This window comes from Streptomyces sp. NPDC104106, from assembly GCF_055584345.1.
Genome location: NZ_JBVJMF010000015.1, coordinates 43,047 through 61,109, shown reverse-complemented (window position 1 = coordinate 61,109; position 18,063 = coordinate 43,047). Strand labels below are relative to the sequence as shown.

The following is an 18,063-nucleotide window of genomic DNA, read 5'->3' as shown; positions in this document are numbered from 1 at the left end:
TCAATCTTCACTCTTCGGTCATAGCGCGCGGCGTGCGAACGAGCGGGGGCGGCGCGCGGCCGCCCCGCCCGGATCAGGACCCCAGCACCTGACGCAGCGCCTGAAGCGCGGAGCGCAGCTCGTCCGCCGTGATGGTCAGCGGGGGCGCCAGCCGGATGGTGGAGCCGTGGGTGTCCTTCGCGAGGACCCCCTCCCGCATCAGCCGCTCGCTGATCTCCCGGCCCGTGCCGATCGCCGGGTCGATGTCGACGCCCGCCCACAGCCCCCGCGCCCGGAAGCCGACCACTCCGCCGCCTACCAGCTCGGCCAGGCCGTCCCGCAGGACCACCCCCAGCTCGGCCGCCCGCCGCTGGTACTCACCGGTCTCCAGCAGGTCGATCACGGCCGTGCCGACCGCCGCCGCGAGCGGGTTGCCGCCGAACGTGGAGCCGTGCTCGCCCGGGTGGAGCACCCCCAGCACCTCGCGCCGGGCCACCACCGCCGACACCGGCACGATGCCGCCGCCGAGCGCCTTGCCGAGCAGCAGCACGTCCGGTACGACGCCGTCGTGCTCGACGGCGAGGGTACGGCCGGTGCGGCCGAGGCCCGACTGGATCTCGTCGGCGATGAACAGGCAGCCCTCGCGGCGGGTCAGCTCGCGCACCCCGGCGAGATAGCCGGGGGAGGGGATGATCACACCGGCCTCGCCCTGGATGGGCTCGATGAGCACCGCCGCCGTCGTCTCGTCGACCGCCTCGGCCAGCGCGGCCAGGTCGTCGTACGGCACGATCCGGAAGCCGGGCGTGAACGGGCCGAAGCCGCGGCGGGCCGTCTCGTCGGTGGAGAAGCTGACGATCGTCGTCGTACGGCCGTGGAAGTTCTCGGCCGCCACGACGATCGTCGCCTGCCCGTCCGGGACGCCCTTGACGTCGTACGCCCACTTGCGGGCCACCTTGACGGCGCTCTCCACCGCCTCCGCGCCGGTGTTCATCGGCAGGACCATGTCCAGCCCGGTCAGCTCCGCGAGCCGCTCCGCGAACCCGGCGAGCCGGTTGTTGTGGAACGCACGGGAGGTGAGCGTCAGCTCGTCGAGCTGGCGGTGCGCGGCCTCGATCAGCGCCGGGTGGCGGTGGCCGAAGTTCAGCGCGGAGTAGCCGGCGAGCATGTCGAGGTAGCGCCGGCCCTCGACGTCCTCGACCCAGGTGCCCTCGGCCCGGGCGACGACCACGGGCAGCGGGTGGTAGTTGTGCGCGACGACCGGCTCCTCCGCGCGGATGAGGTCGGCGGACGTACGCGTGGGCGCGGACACACGGGTGGGCGCGGTCATGAACGGATCTCCTGGGTGCAGCACTTGATGCCACCGCCGGCCTTGTGGAACTCCGACAGGTCGACGGGGACGGGGACGTAACCGTGGCCGGCGAGGTTCTCGGCCAGCGCCTCGGCCTGGGGGGCGATGAAGACGTTGCGGCCGTCGGACACGGAGTTCAGGCCGAACGCCATCGCGTCCTCGCGGGTGGCGAGCACCGCGTCCGGGTACAGCCGCCGCAGCACCTCGCGGCTGCCCGCCGAGAACGCCTCGGGGTAGTAGCAGATGTTGTCGTCGTCGAGGACGAACAGCGCCGTGTCCAGGTGGTAGAAGTACGGGTCCACCAGGGTCAGGCCGATCACCGGGTGGCCGAGGAACTCCTGCGCCTCCCGGTGTGCCTCGCGGGTGGTGCGGAACCCGGTGCCGGCCAGTACGTACCGGCCCGTCCACACCAGGTCGCCCTCGCCCTCGGTCACCGACTCGGGGCGGTAGACGTCGTAGCCCGCCGCCTTGAACCAGGTGTCGTAGTGCACCGACTCGGGGCGCCGCTCGGGCGCGTGGAACAGGGAGCCGAAGACCCGGCCGCCGACCACGCAGGCCGCGTTGGCGGCGAAGACCATGTCGGGCAGACCGGGCACCGGCTCGACCGAGTCGACGGTGTGGCCATGGGCGCGGTAGGCGCGGATCATCGCCTGCCACTGCTCCTGGGCGAGATCGACGTCGACGGGCCGGTCGGGGTTCATCCAGGGGTTGATCGCATAGCTGACGGCGAAGTGTCTGGGTTCGCAGACGAGGAAGCGCCGGGAGCGCGGCACACGGCTTTCGAGCACAGAGGGTTTCCTCCGGTTCCTGTGTGTCACAGAGGGGTGACACAACGGTAGGAACCGAGGTCCAGGACCGACAAGCGAGAAAAGCTGCGTGCATACGCAGCATCGCTGCGTCTTTCCCGGCGCGTACGCAGCAGTGCTGCGCGCCCCTTGCGCGTCATTGCGGGGCCGCCTGGGTCGCGCCGGCCTCCGGGCTCTCCGGGAGGAGGTGGGAGAGCACCATCACGCTGATCGTCTTGCGGATGAACGGCTCGGCGCGGATCCGCTCCAGCACCTCCTCGAAGTGCTCCACGTCCCGGGCCCGCACGTGCAGCAGCGCGTCCGCGCCGCCGGTCACCGTCATGGCCGCCGTGATCTCCGGATAGGCCTGGACGACCTCCGCCAGCCGCCGGGGCGGGGCCGCGCCCTCGCAGTAGACCTCGACGTACGCCTCGGTGCGCCAGCCCAGCGCGGACGGCTTCACGGTGGCCGTGAACCCGGTGATCACCCCGGTCTCCCGCAGCCGGTCCACCCGCCGCTTGACCGCGGTGGACGACAGCCCCACGTCCGCGCCGATCTCGGCGAAGCTGGTCCGGGCGTTCGCCATCAGCGCGGTGATGATCTTGCGGTCGAGGTCGTCGAAGGACGCGGTCCTGCTGTTCATGCGGGCACTGTAATCAGCCGGGCCGCGCGGAGCCGGGCTACGACCGTGTGACGACCATGGCGAGCGTCAGCAGACCAAGCACCACCCAGCCGAACCACAGCCAGCCGTTGCCGCCGAGCGCGACCGTGTACGCGGTGACGACGACGAGCCCGCCGACCGTGAGCATCCCCATCGCCTTGGTGGAACCGTTCGTGGAACCGGGCATCGCGACACCCTCCTCTTGGTCCGTCCTTGACCAATGGTGCCCCGAACGCCGCGCGTACGGGACCGGAGGAGCCGGATCCGCTCAGCCCTCGCGGGCGTTCAGCGAGGCCAGGTAGGCGTTGTACGCCTCCAACTCCTTGTCGCCGTCCCGGTCCGCGACCCGGTCCTTGCGCCTGGCCTGGCGCTGCTCGGAGCGGTACCACTGGAACAGCAGCGCGATCAGCACCAGCACCGACGGGACCTCGCTGAACGCCCAGGCGATGCCGCCGGCCGCGTTCTGGTCGGACAGCGCGTCGATGCCGAGCGAGGCCGGCGGGTGCTCGAAGGTGCCCACCATCGGCGCCGACGCCATCATCAGGGCGATACCGAAGAACGCGTGGAACGGCATGCCCGCGAACAGCTCCAGCATCCGCATCACGTATCCCGGCCGGTGCGGACCCGGGTCGACGCCCATGATCGGCCAGAAGAACACCATGCCCACGGCGAAGAAGTGCACCATCATCGCGATGTGCCCGGTCTTGGACCCCATGAGGAAGTCGAACAGCGGGGTGAAGTACAGCACGTACAGGCTCGCGATGAACATCGGGATCGTGAACGCCGGATGCGTGACGATCCGCATGTAGCGGCTGTGCAGCAGCATCAGCAGCAGCTCGCGCGGCCCCTTGCCGCCCTTGCCGGCGACGGGCAGCGCGCGCAGTGCCAGCGTGACCGGGGCGCCGAGCAGGATCAGGATCGGCGACAGCATGCTGATGACCATGTGCTGGGTCATGTGCACGCTGAACATGACCATGCCGTAGTCGTTCAGCTTGGTGCACATCACCAGCGCGACGGTCAGCACGCCGACGACGTACGCCACCGTACGGCCGGCGGACCACCCGTCCCCGCGCCGCCGCAGCCGCATCACGCCCCAGCCGTACAGGCCGAGACCGAGCAGGCAGGCGACGAGGAAGAACGGATCGGCGGACCACTGAAGCCCCCGTCCCAGCGTGAACGGCGGCAGATCCATCATCATGCCGTGCCCGCTGTGGTCCATCCGGCGGCTCCTGATTCGTGGGGGTTGTACGAGTTGTCCGCCCCAAGACTAGAACCGCCCCCGGTCACGACGGTGACCGGGGGCGGGTTGTTCTCGGGTGAACCACGCAGCGCGACGGCCTACAGGACGCACTCCGCCTCGTCGTAGCGCGCGACCGGAACGGTCTTCAGCGTCTCGACCGCCTCGGCCAGCGACACCATCACGATGTCGGTCCCGCGCAGCGCGGTCATCCGGCCGAACTCGCCGCGGTGCACGGCCTCCACCGCGTGCCAGCCGAAGCGCGTGGCGAGCACCCGGTCGTACGCCGTCGGCGTGCCGCCCCGCTGGACGTGCCCGAGGATGACCGGCCGGGCCTCCTTGCCGAGCCGCTCCTCCAGCTCCACCGACAGCTGCCGGGCGATACCGGCGAACCGCTCGTGGCCGTAGATGTCCTTGCCGCCCTCGTCGAACTCCATCGTGCCCGGCCTGGGCTTGGCGCCCTCGGCCGCGACGACGATGGCGAACCGCTTGCCCGCCTCGAACCGCTCGCCGACCTTCCTCGTCAACTCCTCGATGTCGAAGGGCCGTTCCGGGACGACGACGGCGTGGGCACCGGCCGCCATGCCGGAGTGCAGCGCGATCCAGCCGGTGTGCCGGCCCATGACCTCCACGATCAGCACCCGCTGGTGCGACTCGGCGGTGGTCTTCAGCCGGTCCAGGGCCTCGGTGGCCACGGTGACGGCCGTGTCGAAGCCGAAGGTGACGTCCGTGACGGCGATGTCGTTGTCGATGGTCTTGGGCACGCCCACGATCGGCAGCCCGCTGTCCGACAGCAGCCGGGCCGCCTTCAGCGTGCCCTCACCGCCGATCGGGATGATCGCGTCGAGACCGAGTTCCGCGACATGGCCCCTGGCCCGCTCCACGCCGTCGCGCAGGTGCTCCGGGCGGACCCGGGAGGAGCCGAGGATGGTGCCGCCGCGGGCCAGGATGCCGCCCACGGCGTCGAGGTCGAGCTTGAGGTAGTCGCACTCCAGGAGGCCCTTCCAGCCGTCCCGGAAACCGATGACCTCGTCGCCGTGGTCGGCGACGGCACGGTGCACGACGGACCGGATGACGGCGTTCAGGCCGGGGCAGTCGCCGCCGGACGTGAGGACACCAATGCGCATAGCCCGAAATACCTTCTCAACGTGGGCCGGGTAGACCGGACCACGTTGTCCGGCGGATTCCCGGCCACCCTACCGGCGTCCGGGGGTCGCTCCCTAGCGGGCGTCCGCCTGCTGGACGCGCCCGCGCATATGAGCGGACGGGCCGTCAGGCGGGCCCGCCACGAGCGTGCGGGAACCCGCCGGACTCGCGCCGGAGTCGCCCTGGCGTCGCGCTCAGGCGGGCTGCTGAGCAGCGGCGATGCGCTCGGTGCGCAGCGCCTCGTACCAGCGGTCGTCGATCGGCGGCAGCGCGTTGACGTCGAGGGCCAGCTTCAGCAGCAGGTCGGCGATCAGCGGGTTGCGGGCGAGGACCGGACCGTGCATGTACGTACCGAAGACGGTCCCGTTGTACGCGCCCTCCGTGCCGTCCTCCGTGCCGTTGCCCCTGCCGACCTGCACCCGGGCGAGCGGCCGGGCGCCCGGGCCGACGTGGGTGACGCCCTGGTGGTTCTCGAAGCCGGTCAGCTGGGGCAGGCCGAGCTGGGGGTCGACGTCGGCGAGCACGTCACCGACGCACCGCTCGCCCTCGCCGCGCACCGAGACCACGTCGAGCAGGCCGAGGCCGGGCTCGCGCTGGCCGAGGTCGTTGATGAACTCGTGGCCGAGGATCTGGTAGCCGGCGCACACGGAGAAGACGATCGCGCCGTTCTCCACCGCCCGGTACAGATGCCCGTCGCGGCGCAGCCGCTCGGCCGCGAGCCGCTGCGGACGGTCCTCGCCGCCCCCGATCAGGTAGATGTCGCCGGAGGTCGGGATCGGCTGGTCGCTGCGCACGTCGAGGCGGGCCACGTCCAGGCCGCGCTGCCGGGCCCGGCGCTCCATGACGAGCGCGTTGCCCTGGTCGCCGTAGGTGCTCAGCAGGTCCGGGTAGACCCACACCAGCCGCAGTTGGTTGTCGCTCATGAGGTGATCGCCCTTCGAGGATCAGAAGATCAGTTGCCGACCCGGCGGCGCAGGTCCTGGAACGCGGTGTAGTTCGCGATGACCTCGATCCGGCCGGGCGGGCACATCTGCACGGCCTCGTCCAGGGTGTCGCAGACCTGGAAGTGCTGGTTCGCGACCTCCAGGCGGACGGCGAGGTCCAGCTTGCGGTCGCCGATCACGAAGACCGGGTGGCCGGTGAGCCGGGTGTAGTCGACGTCCCACAGCCAGGAGGTGTCGGTGCCGTCCGCGCCGCGGGCGTTCACGGAGAGGATCACCGGCGCGGGCGGCGGGTCGATCAGGGAGAACGTCTCCAGCCAGCCGGCCGGGTTCTTGGCGAGCAGCAGCCGCAGATCGCGGTTCTGGAACTGGACGACGTCGTAGCGTCCGGCCACGGCCTGCACCTGGTACATCCGCTCCAGCGCCACCTGCGGCGGCACCCCGAAGACGGCGGCCACGGCGGCGGAGGAGGCGGCGTTCGCCTTGTTGGCGCGGCCCGGCAGCTGCAGGTGGATGGGCCAGGCGGAGCCGTGCGGGTCCAGCACGTGGTCGCCGGAGAGCGCCCAGGTCGGCTGCGGCCGGCGGAAGCCGCACTCGTTGCAGTACCAGTCCTCGCCGGGGCGCTGCATCACGCCGCCGCAGGACGGGCAGGACCAGGCGTCGTCCTTCCACATCTGCCCGGCGGCGACCCAGAGCACGTTCGGCGACGAGGAGGCGGCCCACACCACCAGCGGGTCGTCGCAGTTGGCGACGATGACGGCCTTGGAGCCGGCGAGCCCCTCGCGCCAGTTCTCGGCGAGCATCCGCGTCTCGGCGGCGCGGTCGAGCTGGTCGCGGGAGAGGTTGAGCAGGGCGATGCACTTCGGGTCGGTGTCCCGGGCGACACCGGCCAGGTACTTCTCGTCGACCTCGATGACCGCGAACTTGGCGTCCGAGCCGCCCGCGAGCGCGGACGTGATGCCGGCCGGCATGTTGGCGCCGAGCGCGTTGGAGACGACCGGCCCCGCGGCGCGCAGCGCCTCGGCGATGAGCCGGGTCGTCGTGGTCTTGCCGTTGGTCGCCGAGACCAGGACGACGTCCAGGTTCTGGGCGAGCCGTGCGAGCAGGTCGGGGTCGAGTCTCAGCGCGACCCGGCCACCGATCACCGACCCGCTGCCGCGTCCCGCGGCGCGCGATGCCGCAGCGACCGCCTTGCCCGCGGTCACGGCCAGCTTGGCCCGCGGCGTGAGCGGGTCCGAGTTGCCTGCCATCAGTTCTCGATCCTCCTTGCGTACGCGCCGCGCCTGGGGCCATCCGGCAGCGTGGTGTGGACCTCAGCCTATCGAGATCCCTTCGCACACCCGAATCGTGCCCACACCTGCGCGACGGTCGTGGGTCGAAGGAACCGTACCCTTGCGGCCATGCGACACGGTTCCATTCCGGGCGCCCGCGGGCGAGTCCGGCCCCTCACCCTGCTCGGCGACGCGGCCCTGCGCGAGCCCTGCCGGGATGTCACGGACTTCGGTCCGGAACTCGCCGACCTCGTGGAGGACTTGTTCGCCACGATGTACGCGGCGCAGGGGGTGGGCCTGGCCGCGAATCAGATCGGGGTGCCTTTGCGGGTGTTCGTCTACGACTGTCCGGATGACGAGGATGTGCGGCATCTCGGACACGTGGTGAACCCCCGGCTCGTGACCCGGGACGGCGTCGTCGTCCGGGGCCCGGAGGGCTGCCTGTCGCTGCCGGGCCTGGAGGCGGGGACCGAGCGGTACGACCACGCCGTGGTCGAGGGACGCACGGCGCGTGGGGAGCCGGTCACGGTCCACGGCACCGGCTTCTTCGCGCGGTGCCTGCAGCACGAGTGCGACCACCTGGAGGGCCGGGTGTACGCGGACCACGTGACGGGGTGGCGCGGGCGACGGCTGGCGCGGCAGATCTCCCGCGCTCCGTGGCGCGGCTAGGCGGGTCCGCCGCTGCCCGTGCCCCGGCAGGCGACGTTCGCCCCGTCGCGACGCCCGGCAGGCTCCCCCGGCGCGCGGGAGGTGCCCCCACTCGCCGCACCGGCCGAAAGCCCAAGCACGCCCAGTACGAGGACTTCCGGCGGGCACGCCGACAGGTCGCACCGGACCTCGCCGCAGCCGCTCAGAAGCCCGGGCCTCCGATCCGGTCGCCGGCCGCCGCGAGCCGGCCCCACAGCAGGTCGGCCAGTGATCGCACCAACTCCGCCCGGGAGCAGGGCCGTTCGCCCAGCCACCAGTCGCCGGCGGCATGCATCATGCCGACGATCCCGTGCCCCCACACCCGCGCGAGCTGCTGGCTGTCCGGTCCGAGGTCCACCCGCTCCTCGATCACCTGGGCCAGCTCCTCGCCCATCCGCCGCAGCAGCGGGGCGGAGTGCTTGCCGACGTCGAAGCCCTGGTCGCCCCCGGTGCTCCCCTCCGCCGGATGCATCAGGAACCGGTACACCTGGGGCCGCGCCTCGATCGCGGCGAGGTAGGTGTCCAGCGTGGACTCCACCCGCTCGCGCCGGTCCGCCGGGGCGTCCAGCGCGGCTCTCAGCGAGTCCAGCAGCGCGTCCGTGTGCCGCTTGGCGAGTGCCGCGTACAGTCCGCCCTTGTCGCCGAAGTGGCGGTACAGGATCGGCTTCGTGATCCCGGCCTCCGCCGCGATGGCGTTCATCGACGCCTGCGGGCCGTCGCGGAGCACCACCCGGTCGGCGGCCTCCAGCAGCTCGCGCCGTCTGCGGTCGGCGGACCGCTGCTGCTCGGTCCGCTGTGTGGTGTCCATGTGCTCTCCCCGCCCGTGCTGATTCGGTGACGCCTGCGCAAACTAACACTGACTGTGCCCCTGACATCGAACGGGATACCGAGGCGTCGTCGCCGTTTGACTTTTCCTACCCGTCGGTAACAGACTCGGGTTACCGTTAGTAACATCGCAGTGCCGCCGCTGGAGGGGACATGGCCGAGTTCACCATGGAGCTGAACGACGAACAGAGGGAAGTCCGGGACTGGCTCCATGGCTTCGCCGCCGACGTGATCCGCCCCGCCGCCGCCGAGTGGGACGAGCGCGAGGAGACGCCCTGGCCGGTCATCCAGGAGGCGGCGAAGGTCGGCATCTACTCCCTCGATTTCTACGCGCAGCAGTACTTCGACCCCACCGGGCTCGGCATCCCGACGGCGATGGAGGAGCTGTTCTGGGGCGACGCGGGCATCGCCCTGTCCATTGTGGGCACCGGACTCGCCGCCGTGGGCGTTCTCGCCAACGGGACCGAGGAGCAGATCGGCACCTGGATCCCGCAGATGTACGGTGACCAGAACGACGTCAAGGTCGCCGCCTTCTGCTCCTCCGAGCCCGACGCCGGCTCCGACGTCGCCTCCATGCGCACGCGTGCCGTCTACGACGAGGCCAAGGACGAGTGGGTGATCAACGGCACGAAGACCTGGGCGACCAACGGCGGTATCGCGAACGTCCACGTCGTCGTCGCCGCCGTCGACCCCGAGCTGGGCTCCAAGGGCCACGCCTCCTTCATCGTCCCGCCGGGCACGCCCGGTCTCGCGCAGGGCCAGAAGTTCAAGAAGCACGGTATCCGCGCCTCGCACACCGCCGAGGTCATCCTCGACAACGTGCGCGTCCCGGGCTCCTGCCTGCTCGGCGGCAAGGAGAAGCTGGACGAGCGGCTCGCCCGCGCCCGCGAGAAGGCGAAGGCCGGGGGCGGCGCGGGGGTCTCCCCGCTCGAGCGAAGCCGAGAGTGGGGGAGGGTGAAGAACGCGGCGATGGCGACCTTCGAGGCGTCCCGGCCGGCCGTCGGCGCGATGGCGGTCGGCACCGCGCGGGCCGCGTACGAGGTCGCCCTCGACTACGCGAAGACGCGCGAGCAGTTCGGGCGGCCGATCATCGACAACCAGGGCGTCGCCTTCCAGCTCGCGGACATGCGCACCCGGATCGACGCCGCCCGGCTGCTGGTCTGGCGGGCCTCCTGGATGGCGGTCAACGGCAAGCCGTTCACCGCCGCCGAGGGCTCCATGTCCAAGCTCTTCGCCAGCGAGACGGCCAAAGAGGTCACCGCCCAGGCCATCCAGATCCTCGGCGGCAACGGCTACACGCGGGAGTACCCGGTGGAGCGGATGCACCGGGACGCCGCGATCTACACCATTTTCGAGGGCACGAGTGAGATCCAGCGGCTGGTGATCGCCCGCACCCTCTCGGGCACGCCGATCCGCTAACGGTGCCTGAGCGGCGTCAGCTGCTCGATGTCGTACTTGGCCCGCAGTGCCTCGATCGCCTCCTGGTCCGGCGGGCCGCCGTTGCCCAGGATCTCCAGCAGCTCCTCGAAATAGCGCTCGTGGTCCGGCGGGGGAGAGGCCTGGAAGAACATCTTCGCCGGGGCGTCCGTCGGGTTCGCGAAGGCGTGCGGGCACCCCGGGGGCACGACGATCACCGTGCCCGGGGTCGCCCGCACCACCCTGTTGCCCGAACTCGACTGCCATTTCCGCCAGTTGTCGGGGGTGCGGACGCGGGGCTCGAAGGCGAGGACGTCCAGTTCGCCCTCCAGGACGTAGAACAGCTCCTCGCTGCGCGTGTGCACATGCGCACCCACGTCGAAGCCCGGCGGGACCTCCACCTCGAAGGTGGAGGCCATCCGCGAGTGCGCGCCGGTGACCTTGAACGTCACCCGCTGGGCCGGTGTCTCCACGACACGGCCGTGGCCCGGCGGTACGTACAGTCCCTCGCTCCAGGTCATCGGCCGCTCACCAGGTCACCGGGACGGCTTCGGGACCCCGGATCAGCGCGCCCTTCCTGAAGGGCACCTGCTCCGGCGGTACGGCGAGGCGCAGGCCCGGCACCCGGTCCAGCAGGGTGTCCACCAGCAGCTCCTCCTCCAGCCGGGCCAGCTGGCCGCCGGGGCAGTAGTGCGGCCCGAAACCGAAGGACACGTGCGGGTTGGGGCTGCGCGAGAAGTCGATCGTCTCCGGGTCCGGGAAGACGTCCGGGTCGCGGTTGGCGGCCAGGTAGGAGACGTAGACCGGGTCGCCCGCGCGGATCCGCACGCCCCGGATCTCCACGTCCACCATGGCGATGCGGGACAGGCCGACCGCGTTGCGGTGCGGGATCCAGCGCAGCAGCTCGTCGATCGCCCTCGGGCGGATCTCCGGTTCCGCGCGCAGCCGCTCCACCAGGTCGGGCCGGGTCAGCAGCAGGTAGAACATCTGCCCGCTGTTGTTGGTGACCGCCTCGCCGCCGATCTGGAGCAGACCGGCGAGCCCGACGGCCTCCTCCAGCGTCACCTCGCCGCGGCCCACCGCGGCACCGAGCAGCGAGGTGACGTCCTCGGCCGTGCTGTTCTCGCGCAGCGCGATCAGGTCGGAGAAGTAGGCGGCCATCTCCCGCTTGGCCTTCTCGCTGACCTCCTTGCCGTGCGAGGAGGACAGGATGAGCTGGGTCCAGGTGTGCATGGTGTGCCGGTCGGCCGCCGGGACGCCCATGATCTCGCAGATCACCGCGATCGGGAACGGACTGAGGATCGTGGCCGTGAGATCGGCGGGCGGACCGTCCTGGAGCAGTTCGTCGACCAGCTCGTCCAGCATGACCTGCGCCCTCTCCCGCACCCGCTCCACGCCCTTCGCGGTGAACGCGGCCGCCACCGAGCGGCGCAGCCGGGTGTGGTCGGGCGGGTCGAGGAAGCCGACCGCGCCCGGGTCCGGGATGAAGTGCGGGGCCAGCCGGGTCACCGGCTTGTCCATGACGGCCTCGCGGCTGAAGCGGGCGTCGTTGGTCACCATGCGCACGTCGTCGTACCGGGTCACCAGCCACGCCCAGCCCTCGCCGTTGGGCAGCTGGATGCGGGTGACCGGTCCCTCCCGCATCAGCTCTCTGAGCACCGGGTCGAAGTCCGTCCCGGTCAGATCGAGCGCCGGCCAGTGCCGGACCGGGGGCAGGGTCTCGGTGAGCGTCTCTTCCGTCATGCCGCACTCACGTCGCTTCCCGGTCGGAGCCGCGCCAGCGGCCCAGCGCCATCTCCGCGGTGATGCCGGGCCCGAACCCGGCCAGCAGCCCGCGCGCCCGGTGCTCGGCACCGCCCTCGTCGAACAGCCGGCGCAGCGCGTCCAGCACGACGGCGGAGGCGATGTTGCCGTACTCGGTGAGGGTGGACCGGCTGAACCGGAACGCGTGCGGGTCGACCTGGAGGAACTTGCTCAGGTCGTCCAGGATGCGCGGCCCGCCGGCGTGGACGATGTAGAAGTCCAGGTCGGACGCGTCCCAGCCGTGCAGGCCCGCGAGGTCCTGCAGCGCCGGGGCGAGCGGCTCCATGGTGGCCGGCACCCGTTTGTCGAGCAGGAAGTGGAAGCCCGTCGCGCGGACGTCGTACATGATCCACTCTTCGGTCTTCGGGATCAGGTACGAGCCGTTGCGCTCCAGCTCGATGCCGGTGCCGCCCTTGCCGCGGACCACGGCGGCGGCTATGCCGTCACCGAACAGGCCGTTGGAGAGCAGCGAGCCGACGCCGAGGTCGGTGGGCTGATAGCACAGCGAGCAGAACTCGCAGGCCACGATCAGCGCGTTGGCCTCGGGGTAGGCCGAACAGAAGTCGTGGGCCCGGTTGATCGCCGCGCCGCCGGCCGCACAGCCCAGCTGGGCTATGGGGAGCTGCCGGGTGGTGGAGTCGAAGTCCATCTCGTTGATCAGCCACGCCGTGAGCGAGGGCATCATGAAGCCCGTGCACGAGACGTAGATGATCACGTCGATGTCGGTGGTGAGGAGTTCCGCGTCGTCGAGCGCCCGCTGGATCACCGCGGGGACCCTTGCCTTGGCCTCGGCCTCGTAGAGCTTGTTGCGCTCCTCGAAGCCGGGGTGCTTCAGGGTCTCCTCGATGGGCTGCACGATGTGCCGGGTCTTCACGCCCGTGTTCTCGATCAGCCGCAGTGCGAGCGGGAGTTGTGGGTGGTCCGCGTGACGGGAGCGCGCCAGCTCCAGCGTCTCCTCCATCGTGATCACGTGTTCCGGAACCGAAACTGCCGGTCTGCACAAAGTCGCCATGAACCGCGCCTGCTTTCAGCCTTCCGGAAGGCCTTCGCCCGCCGGTCAGAGGGTGGTTCACCTCAGGAGGTGGTCCACCCACGATCACCCGTGGGAGCGTCGATCTCTCGCCGAACTACTCCAGACCGGGGACGCCGTGTCAGGGTCGGGGAAGAACCCGCACGTCGCGCGAGGGAGAAACACCATGACGGTCACGGCCGCCGATCTGCTCCAGCGGACCACCCGGGCGCTCGCGCCGGACCCCGCCGCCAACCGCTTCGTCCCGCTGGTCGAACGGGGCGAGGCGCCGCCCGAGGCGCTGGCCCGCCTCGCCCTCGAACAGGGGTGCGTGATCCCCGCCGACCGGCGCGCCTTCCGCCGTCTGGCCGAGCGCGCCGGCCCGGCCGCGGCGGCCTGGTTCACCAGCCTGGCGACGGGCGAGGAACTGGCCGCACGGCATCTGACGGCTTTCGCGCGGGCCTGCGGCGTGACGGAGGACCGCGCACGCGCCTACACGCCCCTGCCCGGCTGCCAGGCCTATCCCGCCTACGTCGCCTGGCTGGCCGTCAACGCGTCCCCCGCGGACGCGGTCCTGGCGCTGACCGCCAACTTCTCCGCCTGGGGCGGCTATTGCGCCCGCATCGCCGAGGGCCTGCGCACGCACTACGGCTTCGACGACGACTCCCGCGCCTTCTTCGGCTTCTTCGCCGCACCGGCGCCCGACCTGGAGCGGCAGGCGACGGCGGCGGTGCAGGAGGGCCTGGACGACGGCACCCTGAACACGGCCGACGCACACACCTACGGAACGCTGCTGCAAACGTACGAGAGCATGTTCTGGGAATCGCTCAGGACACCTGCCTGAGACCCGCTACGGCGCCCCGCTGCTGTGCGCGATGCACGCCACGTCGATACGGTCCGCGAGCTTGGCCAGCTCGATGGTCAACGCCGCGACCGTGTCCTCGTCCAGGTCCTGCTCCCCGGCCTCGACCAGCCGCAGCCACCGCCCGCCCACGGTCCGCAACAGCTTGCTCACATCGGCGGCAGCCACCTGCAGGGTCCCGCGGTCGTCGACGATCAGGGGCAGAGTCACTTCGCGGTTCACAAATGGGATGGTAGCCCCGCGGCGGTCACGCCCCCTGCCAAACCGTGGTGATGTTGCAGAACTCCCGGATTCCGTGCCCGGACAGCTCACGCCCGTACCCCGAGCGCTTCTGGCCGCCGAACGGGAACGCCGGGTGGGAGGCGGTCATCCCGTTGACGAACACCGAACCGGCCTCCAGATCGCGGGCGAACCGCTCCACCTCGGCCGCGTCCCGCGTCCACACGTTCGAACTCAGCCCGAACGGCGAGTCGTTGGCGATGAGCAGCGCCTCGTCCAGGTCGCCGGCCCGGTACAGCGTGCCCACCGGGCCGAACGCCTCCTCGCGGTGGATGCGCATCTCCCGGGTGATGCCGGAGAGCACGGTCGGCGGGTAGTACCAGCCCGGCCCTTCCGGCCGCCGCCCGCCGCACAGCACCTCGGCACCGCCACGCGTCGCGTCGTCGACCAGCTCCTCCAGATCCATGCGCCCCTGCTCGCTGGAGAGCGGCCCGACGTCGGTGTCCTCCTCCATCGGGTCGCCGACCTTGAGCGCCCGCATGCCCGCCACGAACTTCTCGGCGAAGGCGTCGTAGACGTCACCGTGCACGATGAACCGCTTGGCGGCGATGCAGGACTGCCCGTTGTTCTGCACGCGCGCGGTCACCGCGACCTCGGCCGCGCGGTCCAGGTCGGCGGAGGGCATCACCACGTACGGGTCACTGCCGCCCAGCTCCAGCACCGTCTTCTTGATCATCTCGCCCGCGGTGGAGGCGACGGCCCGGCCCGCCGGTTCGCTGCCGGTGAGCGTGGCCGCCTTCACCCGCTCGTCGCGCAGGATGTCGTCCACCGCGCCCGACCCCACCAGCAGTGTCTGGAAGCAGCCCTCCGTGAAGCCCGCCCGGTGGAACAGGTCCTCCAGGTACAGGGCCGTCTGGGGGACGTTGGAGGCGTGCTTGAGCAGGCCCACGTTGCCCGCCATCAGCGCGGGCGCGGCGAACCGCACGACCTGCCAGAGGGGGAAGTTCCACGGCATCACCGCGAGCACCGGACCGAGCGGCCGGTAGCGCACCCGCACCCGGGACGCCCCGGAGTCCCGCACATCGGATTCGGCCGGCTCCTCGTCGGCCAGCAGCGCCTCGGCGCGCTCGGCGTACCAGCGCATCGCCTTGGCGCACTTCGCGGCCTCCGCGCGCGCCTGCTTCAGCGGCTTGCCCATCTCCAGGGTCATGACCCGGGCGATCTCCGGCCGATCCTCGTCCAGCAGCTCCGCGGCCCTGTTCAGCAGGCGGGCGCGCTCGGCGAAGGCGGTCGTCCGGTAGGTGCGGAACGTGGCCTCGGCGAGCTGGAGCCGGCGCTCCAGCTCCTCCTCGCCCATGGGCTCGTACGTCTTGAGCGTCTCGCCGTTCGCGGGGTTCACCGTCGCGATGGGCATGGCTGACCTCCCTGGGAGCGGGCTTGTCTCGACCTTCGCGCGCGGGCGTGCGCTCCGCAACGCGTGTGGTCCCCTTCAGCCCGAGTGCTCCGCCAAGCGGTCGAGAAACGCGGTCTGCGCCGCGATGAGCACCGCACGGGCCCGGTCCAGGCCGAGCCACTCCACCCGGTCCAGCTCGGGGAACTCCCGCACCCGTCCGGAGCGCGGCGGCCACTCCATGGTGAAGCTGCCGGGAGTGAAACCCGACAGGTCCGGATCCGCCTCCACCGCCCAGGCCGTGACGATCTTGCCGTTCTTCTGCACGACCTCGCCCAGCGCTACGGCCTCGCCGTCGGGCGGCGCGATCCCCAGCTCCTCCTGGAACTCGCGCCGGGCCGCCTCCCACGCGGGCTCGCCGGCTTCGTACTCGCCCTTGGGGACCGTCCAGGCCCCCGCGTCCTTCGTCGCCCACAGCGGGCCGCCCATATGGCCGAGCAATACCTGAAGTCCCTCGTCGGTGTGCCGGAACAACAGCAGTCCCGCGCTGCGCTTCGTCGCACGCACCGTCACGGTGTGACCTCCGGGTGGGCCGCCAGCAGGGCCTCCACCGTATCGGCCTCCTCGGGGCGCTTGTCCTCGCGGTAGCGGACCACGCGGGCGAAGCGCAGGGTGACGCCGGCCGGGTAGCGGGAGGAGCGCTGGAGGCCGTCGTAGGCGATCTCCACGACGAGTTCGGGGCGGACCCGGACCACCCAGCTGTTGTCGGGGTCGTCGATCGCCAGCTCCCGCAGCCGCTTCGTCTGCCAGGCGAGCATCACGTCCGTCATGCCCTTGAAGGTCTTGCCCAGCATGGCGAAGCCGCCGTCGGCGGTGCGGGCGCCCAGGTGCAGGTTGGACAGCCTGCCGGTGCGACGGCCGTGGCCCCACTCGGCGGCCAGCACCACCAGGTCGAGGGTGTGCACGGGTTTGACCTTCAGCCAGGAGGCCCCGCGCCGACCCGCGCTGTAGGGGGCGTCCAGCGCCTTGACCACCACGCCCTCGTGCCCGCGGGCCAGGGTGTCGGCGAGGAACCGCTCCGCCTCCGGGACGTCCTCGGGCCCGGCGGCGACCGTACGGCGCACCCGCATCGGCTCGGGCACCAGCCGGGCCAGCTCCGCGTGCCGCTCGGCGAACGACAGGTCGAGCAGATCACGGCCGCCGACCGACAGGACGTCGAAGAAGACCGGGGAGACCGGGACCGCGCCGGCGGCCCTCGCCACGTCCGTCCGGGAGCCGACCCGGCCCGCGGTCTCCTGGAAGGAACGCGGGCGGCCGTCGTCGCCGAAGGAGATGACCTCGCCGTCGAGCACGAACCGCTCTGCCGCCAGGTCCCGTGCCGCGGAGGTGACTTCGGGCAGCCGGTCGGTGATGTCGTCCAGGGTGCGGGTGTGCACGCGGACCGCGTCGCCGTCCCGGTGGACCTGCACCCGGATGCCGTCCAGCTTCTCCTCCACCGCGCAGGCGCCGAGCCTGCGCACCGCCTCGGCGACCGAGGAGGCGGTCTGCGCCAGCATCGGCAGCACCGGCCGGCCGACGGTGAGCCGGAACCGCTCCAGCGCCCCGGGCCCTTCGGCGAGCAGTGCCTGGGCGACCGTCTGCAACGACCCCGCCAGCATCACCGCCCGCCGTACCCCGGCCGGGTCCGCGCCGGTCGCCCGCGCCAGGCCCTCCACCGCGACCGCGTCCAGCGCGCCCTGGCGGACCTCCCCGGTGAGCAGCCCCCGCAGGAAGCGCTGCTCGTCCTCGGTGGCCGCGCCCATCAGCGCCCCGACGATCCGGCCCCGTTCCGCCTGCGCCCCCGGCCCGGAGACCCTGCCCAGCTCGGTGAGGCGGGCGTCGGCCTCCTGGACCGTGAGCGTCGGCTCGGCGGCGGGCGGCACCGGCCGGCCCAGCACCTTCCAGCCGACCCCGAGCCGGCCCTGTGGCAGCCGTCCGGCGAGATACGGGATGACGACCGGCACGTCGTCGGCCGCCGCCTCCCGGAACAACTCCGCGAGCAGTTCCGTCTTCCGGGACCGTGCCGCCGCCGCGGCCACCTCCCGAGACACCTGGGCGAGCCGGGCAAGCAGCATGCAGCCATGGTGTCCCAGCGGACGGCCGGCCACACCTGCACCGCCGCGTCCAGGTCCGCCGTCGGCAACTCGCCGTCGGTGTGCTCGTCGGCTGCGGGCCGGGGTGGCTGGTCGCGCGCTGGGTGGCGGTGGTGGCCTGTCAGGCGCGGCCCGGCGGCTCCTTCGGGGGGTTTGCGTCGAGGTCCGTCGTCGGCAGCTCGCCGTCGATCGCCGCGGGGCGCTGCGTCGGCGGGGTGGCAGGGTTCGCTCCGTTCGTCGTGGTGGGGTGGCGGGGTGTGCTCGTCGGCTGCGGGCCGGGGTGGCTGGTCGCGCGCTGGGTGGCGGTGGTGGCCTGTCAGGCGCGGCCCGGCGGCTCCTTCGGGGGGTTTGC

19 protein-coding genes are annotated in these 18,063 nt (G+C 71.7%); 3 read left to right on the top strand and 16 right to left on the bottom strand.

From position 1 onward, the window contains the following. Positions 1–73 precede the first annotated feature (73 nt). The 8 genes from rocD to ACZ60X_RS30180 form a co-directional block, all read right to left on the bottom strand. Positions 74–1,306 carry an ornithine--oxo-acid transaminase gene (rocD, locus tag ACZ60X_RS30215; RefSeq protein WP_469605074.1) on the bottom strand — a complete coding sequence of 411 codons (1,233 nt, stop codon included), beginning with the start codon at positions 1,304–1,306 and terminating at the stop codon, positions 74–76. Continuing rightward, positions 1,303–2,115 carry a dimethylargininase gene (gene ddaH / locus ACZ60X_RS30210; RefSeq protein ID WP_469605071.1) on the bottom strand — a complete coding sequence of 271 codons (813 nt, stop codon included), beginning with the start codon at positions 2,113–2,115 and terminating at the stop codon, positions 1,303–1,305. The genes rocD and ddaH overlap by 4 nt, the downstream gene beginning before the upstream one ends. Before the next feature lie 154 nt (positions 2,116–2,269). Next, on the bottom strand, positions 2,270–2,755 hold the full coding sequence (locus ACZ60X_RS30205; RefSeq protein ID WP_469605069.1) for an Lrp/AsnC family transcriptional regulator: 486 nt from the start codon (positions 2,753–2,755) through the stop codon (positions 2,270–2,272). Positions 2,756–2,792: 37 nt separating this feature from the next. After that, positions 2,793–2,960: a hypothetical protein gene (locus ACZ60X_RS30200; protein WP_469605067.1), complete on the bottom strand. Its 168-nt coding sequence runs from the start codon at positions 2,958–2,960 to the stop codon at positions 2,793–2,795. 81 nt (positions 2,961–3,041) lie between these two features. Next, a complete protein-coding gene (locus ACZ60X_RS30195; protein WP_469605064.1) occupies positions 3,042–3,992 on the bottom strand; it encodes a cytochrome c oxidase assembly protein in 951 nt (316 codons plus the stop codon). A 119-nt stretch (positions 3,993–4,111) separates the two neighbouring features. Further along, positions 4,112–5,137 carry a 6-phosphofructokinase gene (locus tag ACZ60X_RS30190; RefSeq protein WP_469605062.1) on the bottom strand — a complete coding sequence of 342 codons (1,026 nt, stop codon included), beginning with the start codon at positions 5,135–5,137 and terminating at the stop codon, positions 4,112–4,114. A gap of 213 nt (positions 5,138–5,350) precedes the next feature. Next, positions 5,351–6,079 carry a type 1 glutamine amidotransferase gene (locus tag ACZ60X_RS30185; RefSeq protein WP_469605060.1) on the bottom strand — a complete coding sequence of 243 codons (729 nt, stop codon included), beginning with the start codon at positions 6,077–6,079 and terminating at the stop codon, positions 5,351–5,353. A gap of 29 nt (positions 6,080–6,108) precedes the next feature. After that, complete coding sequence (locus ACZ60X_RS30180; RefSeq protein ID WP_469605057.1) at positions 6,109–7,347, bottom strand: DUF1727 domain-containing protein; 1,239 nt, start codon at positions 7,345–7,347, stop codon at positions 6,109–6,111. 150 nt (positions 7,348–7,497) lie between these two features. Between ACZ60X_RS30180 and def the strand changes: the two genes are divergently transcribed. Next, entirely contained in the window at positions 7,498–8,037 is a 540-nt protein-coding gene (gene def / locus ACZ60X_RS30175) for a peptide deformylase (protein WP_469605053.1), read from the top strand. A 181-nt stretch (positions 8,038–8,218) separates the two neighbouring features. Here def and ACZ60X_RS30170 read toward each other — a convergent pair whose 3' ends face one another. Further along, positions 8,219–8,863, bottom strand: a complete 645-nt coding sequence (locus tag ACZ60X_RS30170; RefSeq protein WP_469605051.1) for a TetR/AcrR family transcriptional regulator — start codon at positions 8,861–8,863, stop codon at positions 8,219–8,221. Positions 8,864–9,033: 170 nt separating this feature from the next. On the opposite strand from ACZ60X_RS30170, the gene ACZ60X_RS30165 reads away from it, so the two are divergent. Next, positions 9,034–10,299, top strand: coding sequence for an acyl-CoA dehydrogenase family protein (locus ACZ60X_RS30165; RefSeq protein ID WP_469605049.1), 1,266 nt, complete (start codon positions 9,034–9,036; stop codon positions 10,297–10,299). Here ACZ60X_RS30165 and ACZ60X_RS30160 read toward each other — a convergent pair. The 3 genes from ACZ60X_RS30160 to ACZ60X_RS30150 are packed head-to-tail and all read right to left on the bottom strand — an operon-like array spanning position 10,296 to position 13,111. Beyond that, a complete protein-coding gene (locus ACZ60X_RS30160) occupies positions 10,296–10,817 on the bottom strand; it encodes a cupin domain-containing protein (RefSeq protein WP_469605047.1) in 522 nt (173 codons plus the stop codon). The two genes, ACZ60X_RS30165 and ACZ60X_RS30160, sit on opposite strands and share 4 nt — an antisense overlap. 7 nt (positions 10,818–10,824) lie before the next feature. Continuing rightward, the gene (locus ACZ60X_RS30155) at positions 10,825–12,039 is read right to left on the bottom strand and encodes a cytochrome P450 (protein WP_469605044.1); all 1,215 of its coding nucleotides are present in this window, start codon (positions 12,037–12,039) and stop codon (positions 10,825–10,827) included. Positions 12,040–12,046: 7 nt separating this feature from the next. Beyond that, positions 12,047–13,111: a type III polyketide synthase gene (locus tag ACZ60X_RS30150; RefSeq protein WP_469605042.1), complete on the bottom strand. Its 1,065-nt coding sequence runs from the start codon at positions 13,109–13,111 to the stop codon at positions 12,047–12,049. A gap of 184 nt (positions 13,112–13,295) precedes the next feature. On the opposite strand from ACZ60X_RS30150, the gene ACZ60X_RS30145 reads away from it, so the two are divergent. Continuing rightward, on the top strand, positions 13,296–13,952 hold the full coding sequence (locus tag ACZ60X_RS30145; RefSeq protein WP_469605038.1) for a thiaminase II/PqqC family protein: 657 nt from the start codon (positions 13,296–13,298) through the stop codon (positions 13,950–13,952). Positions 13,953–13,958: 6 nt separating this feature from the next. Here ACZ60X_RS30145 and ACZ60X_RS30140 read toward each other — a convergent pair whose 3' ends face one another. From ACZ60X_RS30140 to ACZ60X_RS30125, 4 genes are all read right to left on the bottom strand, one after another. Then, positions 13,959–14,192, bottom strand: coding sequence for a DUF6213 family protein (locus tag ACZ60X_RS30140; RefSeq protein ID WP_469605036.1), 234 nt, complete (start codon positions 14,190–14,192; stop codon positions 13,959–13,961). A gap of 25 nt (positions 14,193–14,217) precedes the next feature. Then, entirely contained in the window at positions 14,218–15,603 is a 1,386-nt protein-coding gene (locus ACZ60X_RS30135; protein WP_469605034.1) for an NADP-dependent succinic semialdehyde dehydrogenase, read from the bottom strand. Between the two features lie 75 nt (positions 15,604–15,678). After that, a complete protein-coding gene (locus ACZ60X_RS30130) occupies positions 15,679–16,152 on the bottom strand; it encodes an NUDIX hydrolase (RefSeq protein ID WP_469605032.1) in 474 nt (157 codons plus the stop codon). Then, positions 16,149–17,693 carry an ATP-dependent DNA ligase gene (locus ACZ60X_RS30125; RefSeq protein WP_469605029.1) on the bottom strand — a complete coding sequence of 515 codons (1,545 nt, stop codon included), beginning with the start codon at positions 17,691–17,693 and terminating at the stop codon, positions 16,149–16,151. The genes ACZ60X_RS30130 and ACZ60X_RS30125 overlap by 4 nt, the downstream gene beginning before the upstream one ends. Between the last annotated feature and the right edge of the window lie 370 nt (positions 17,694–18,063).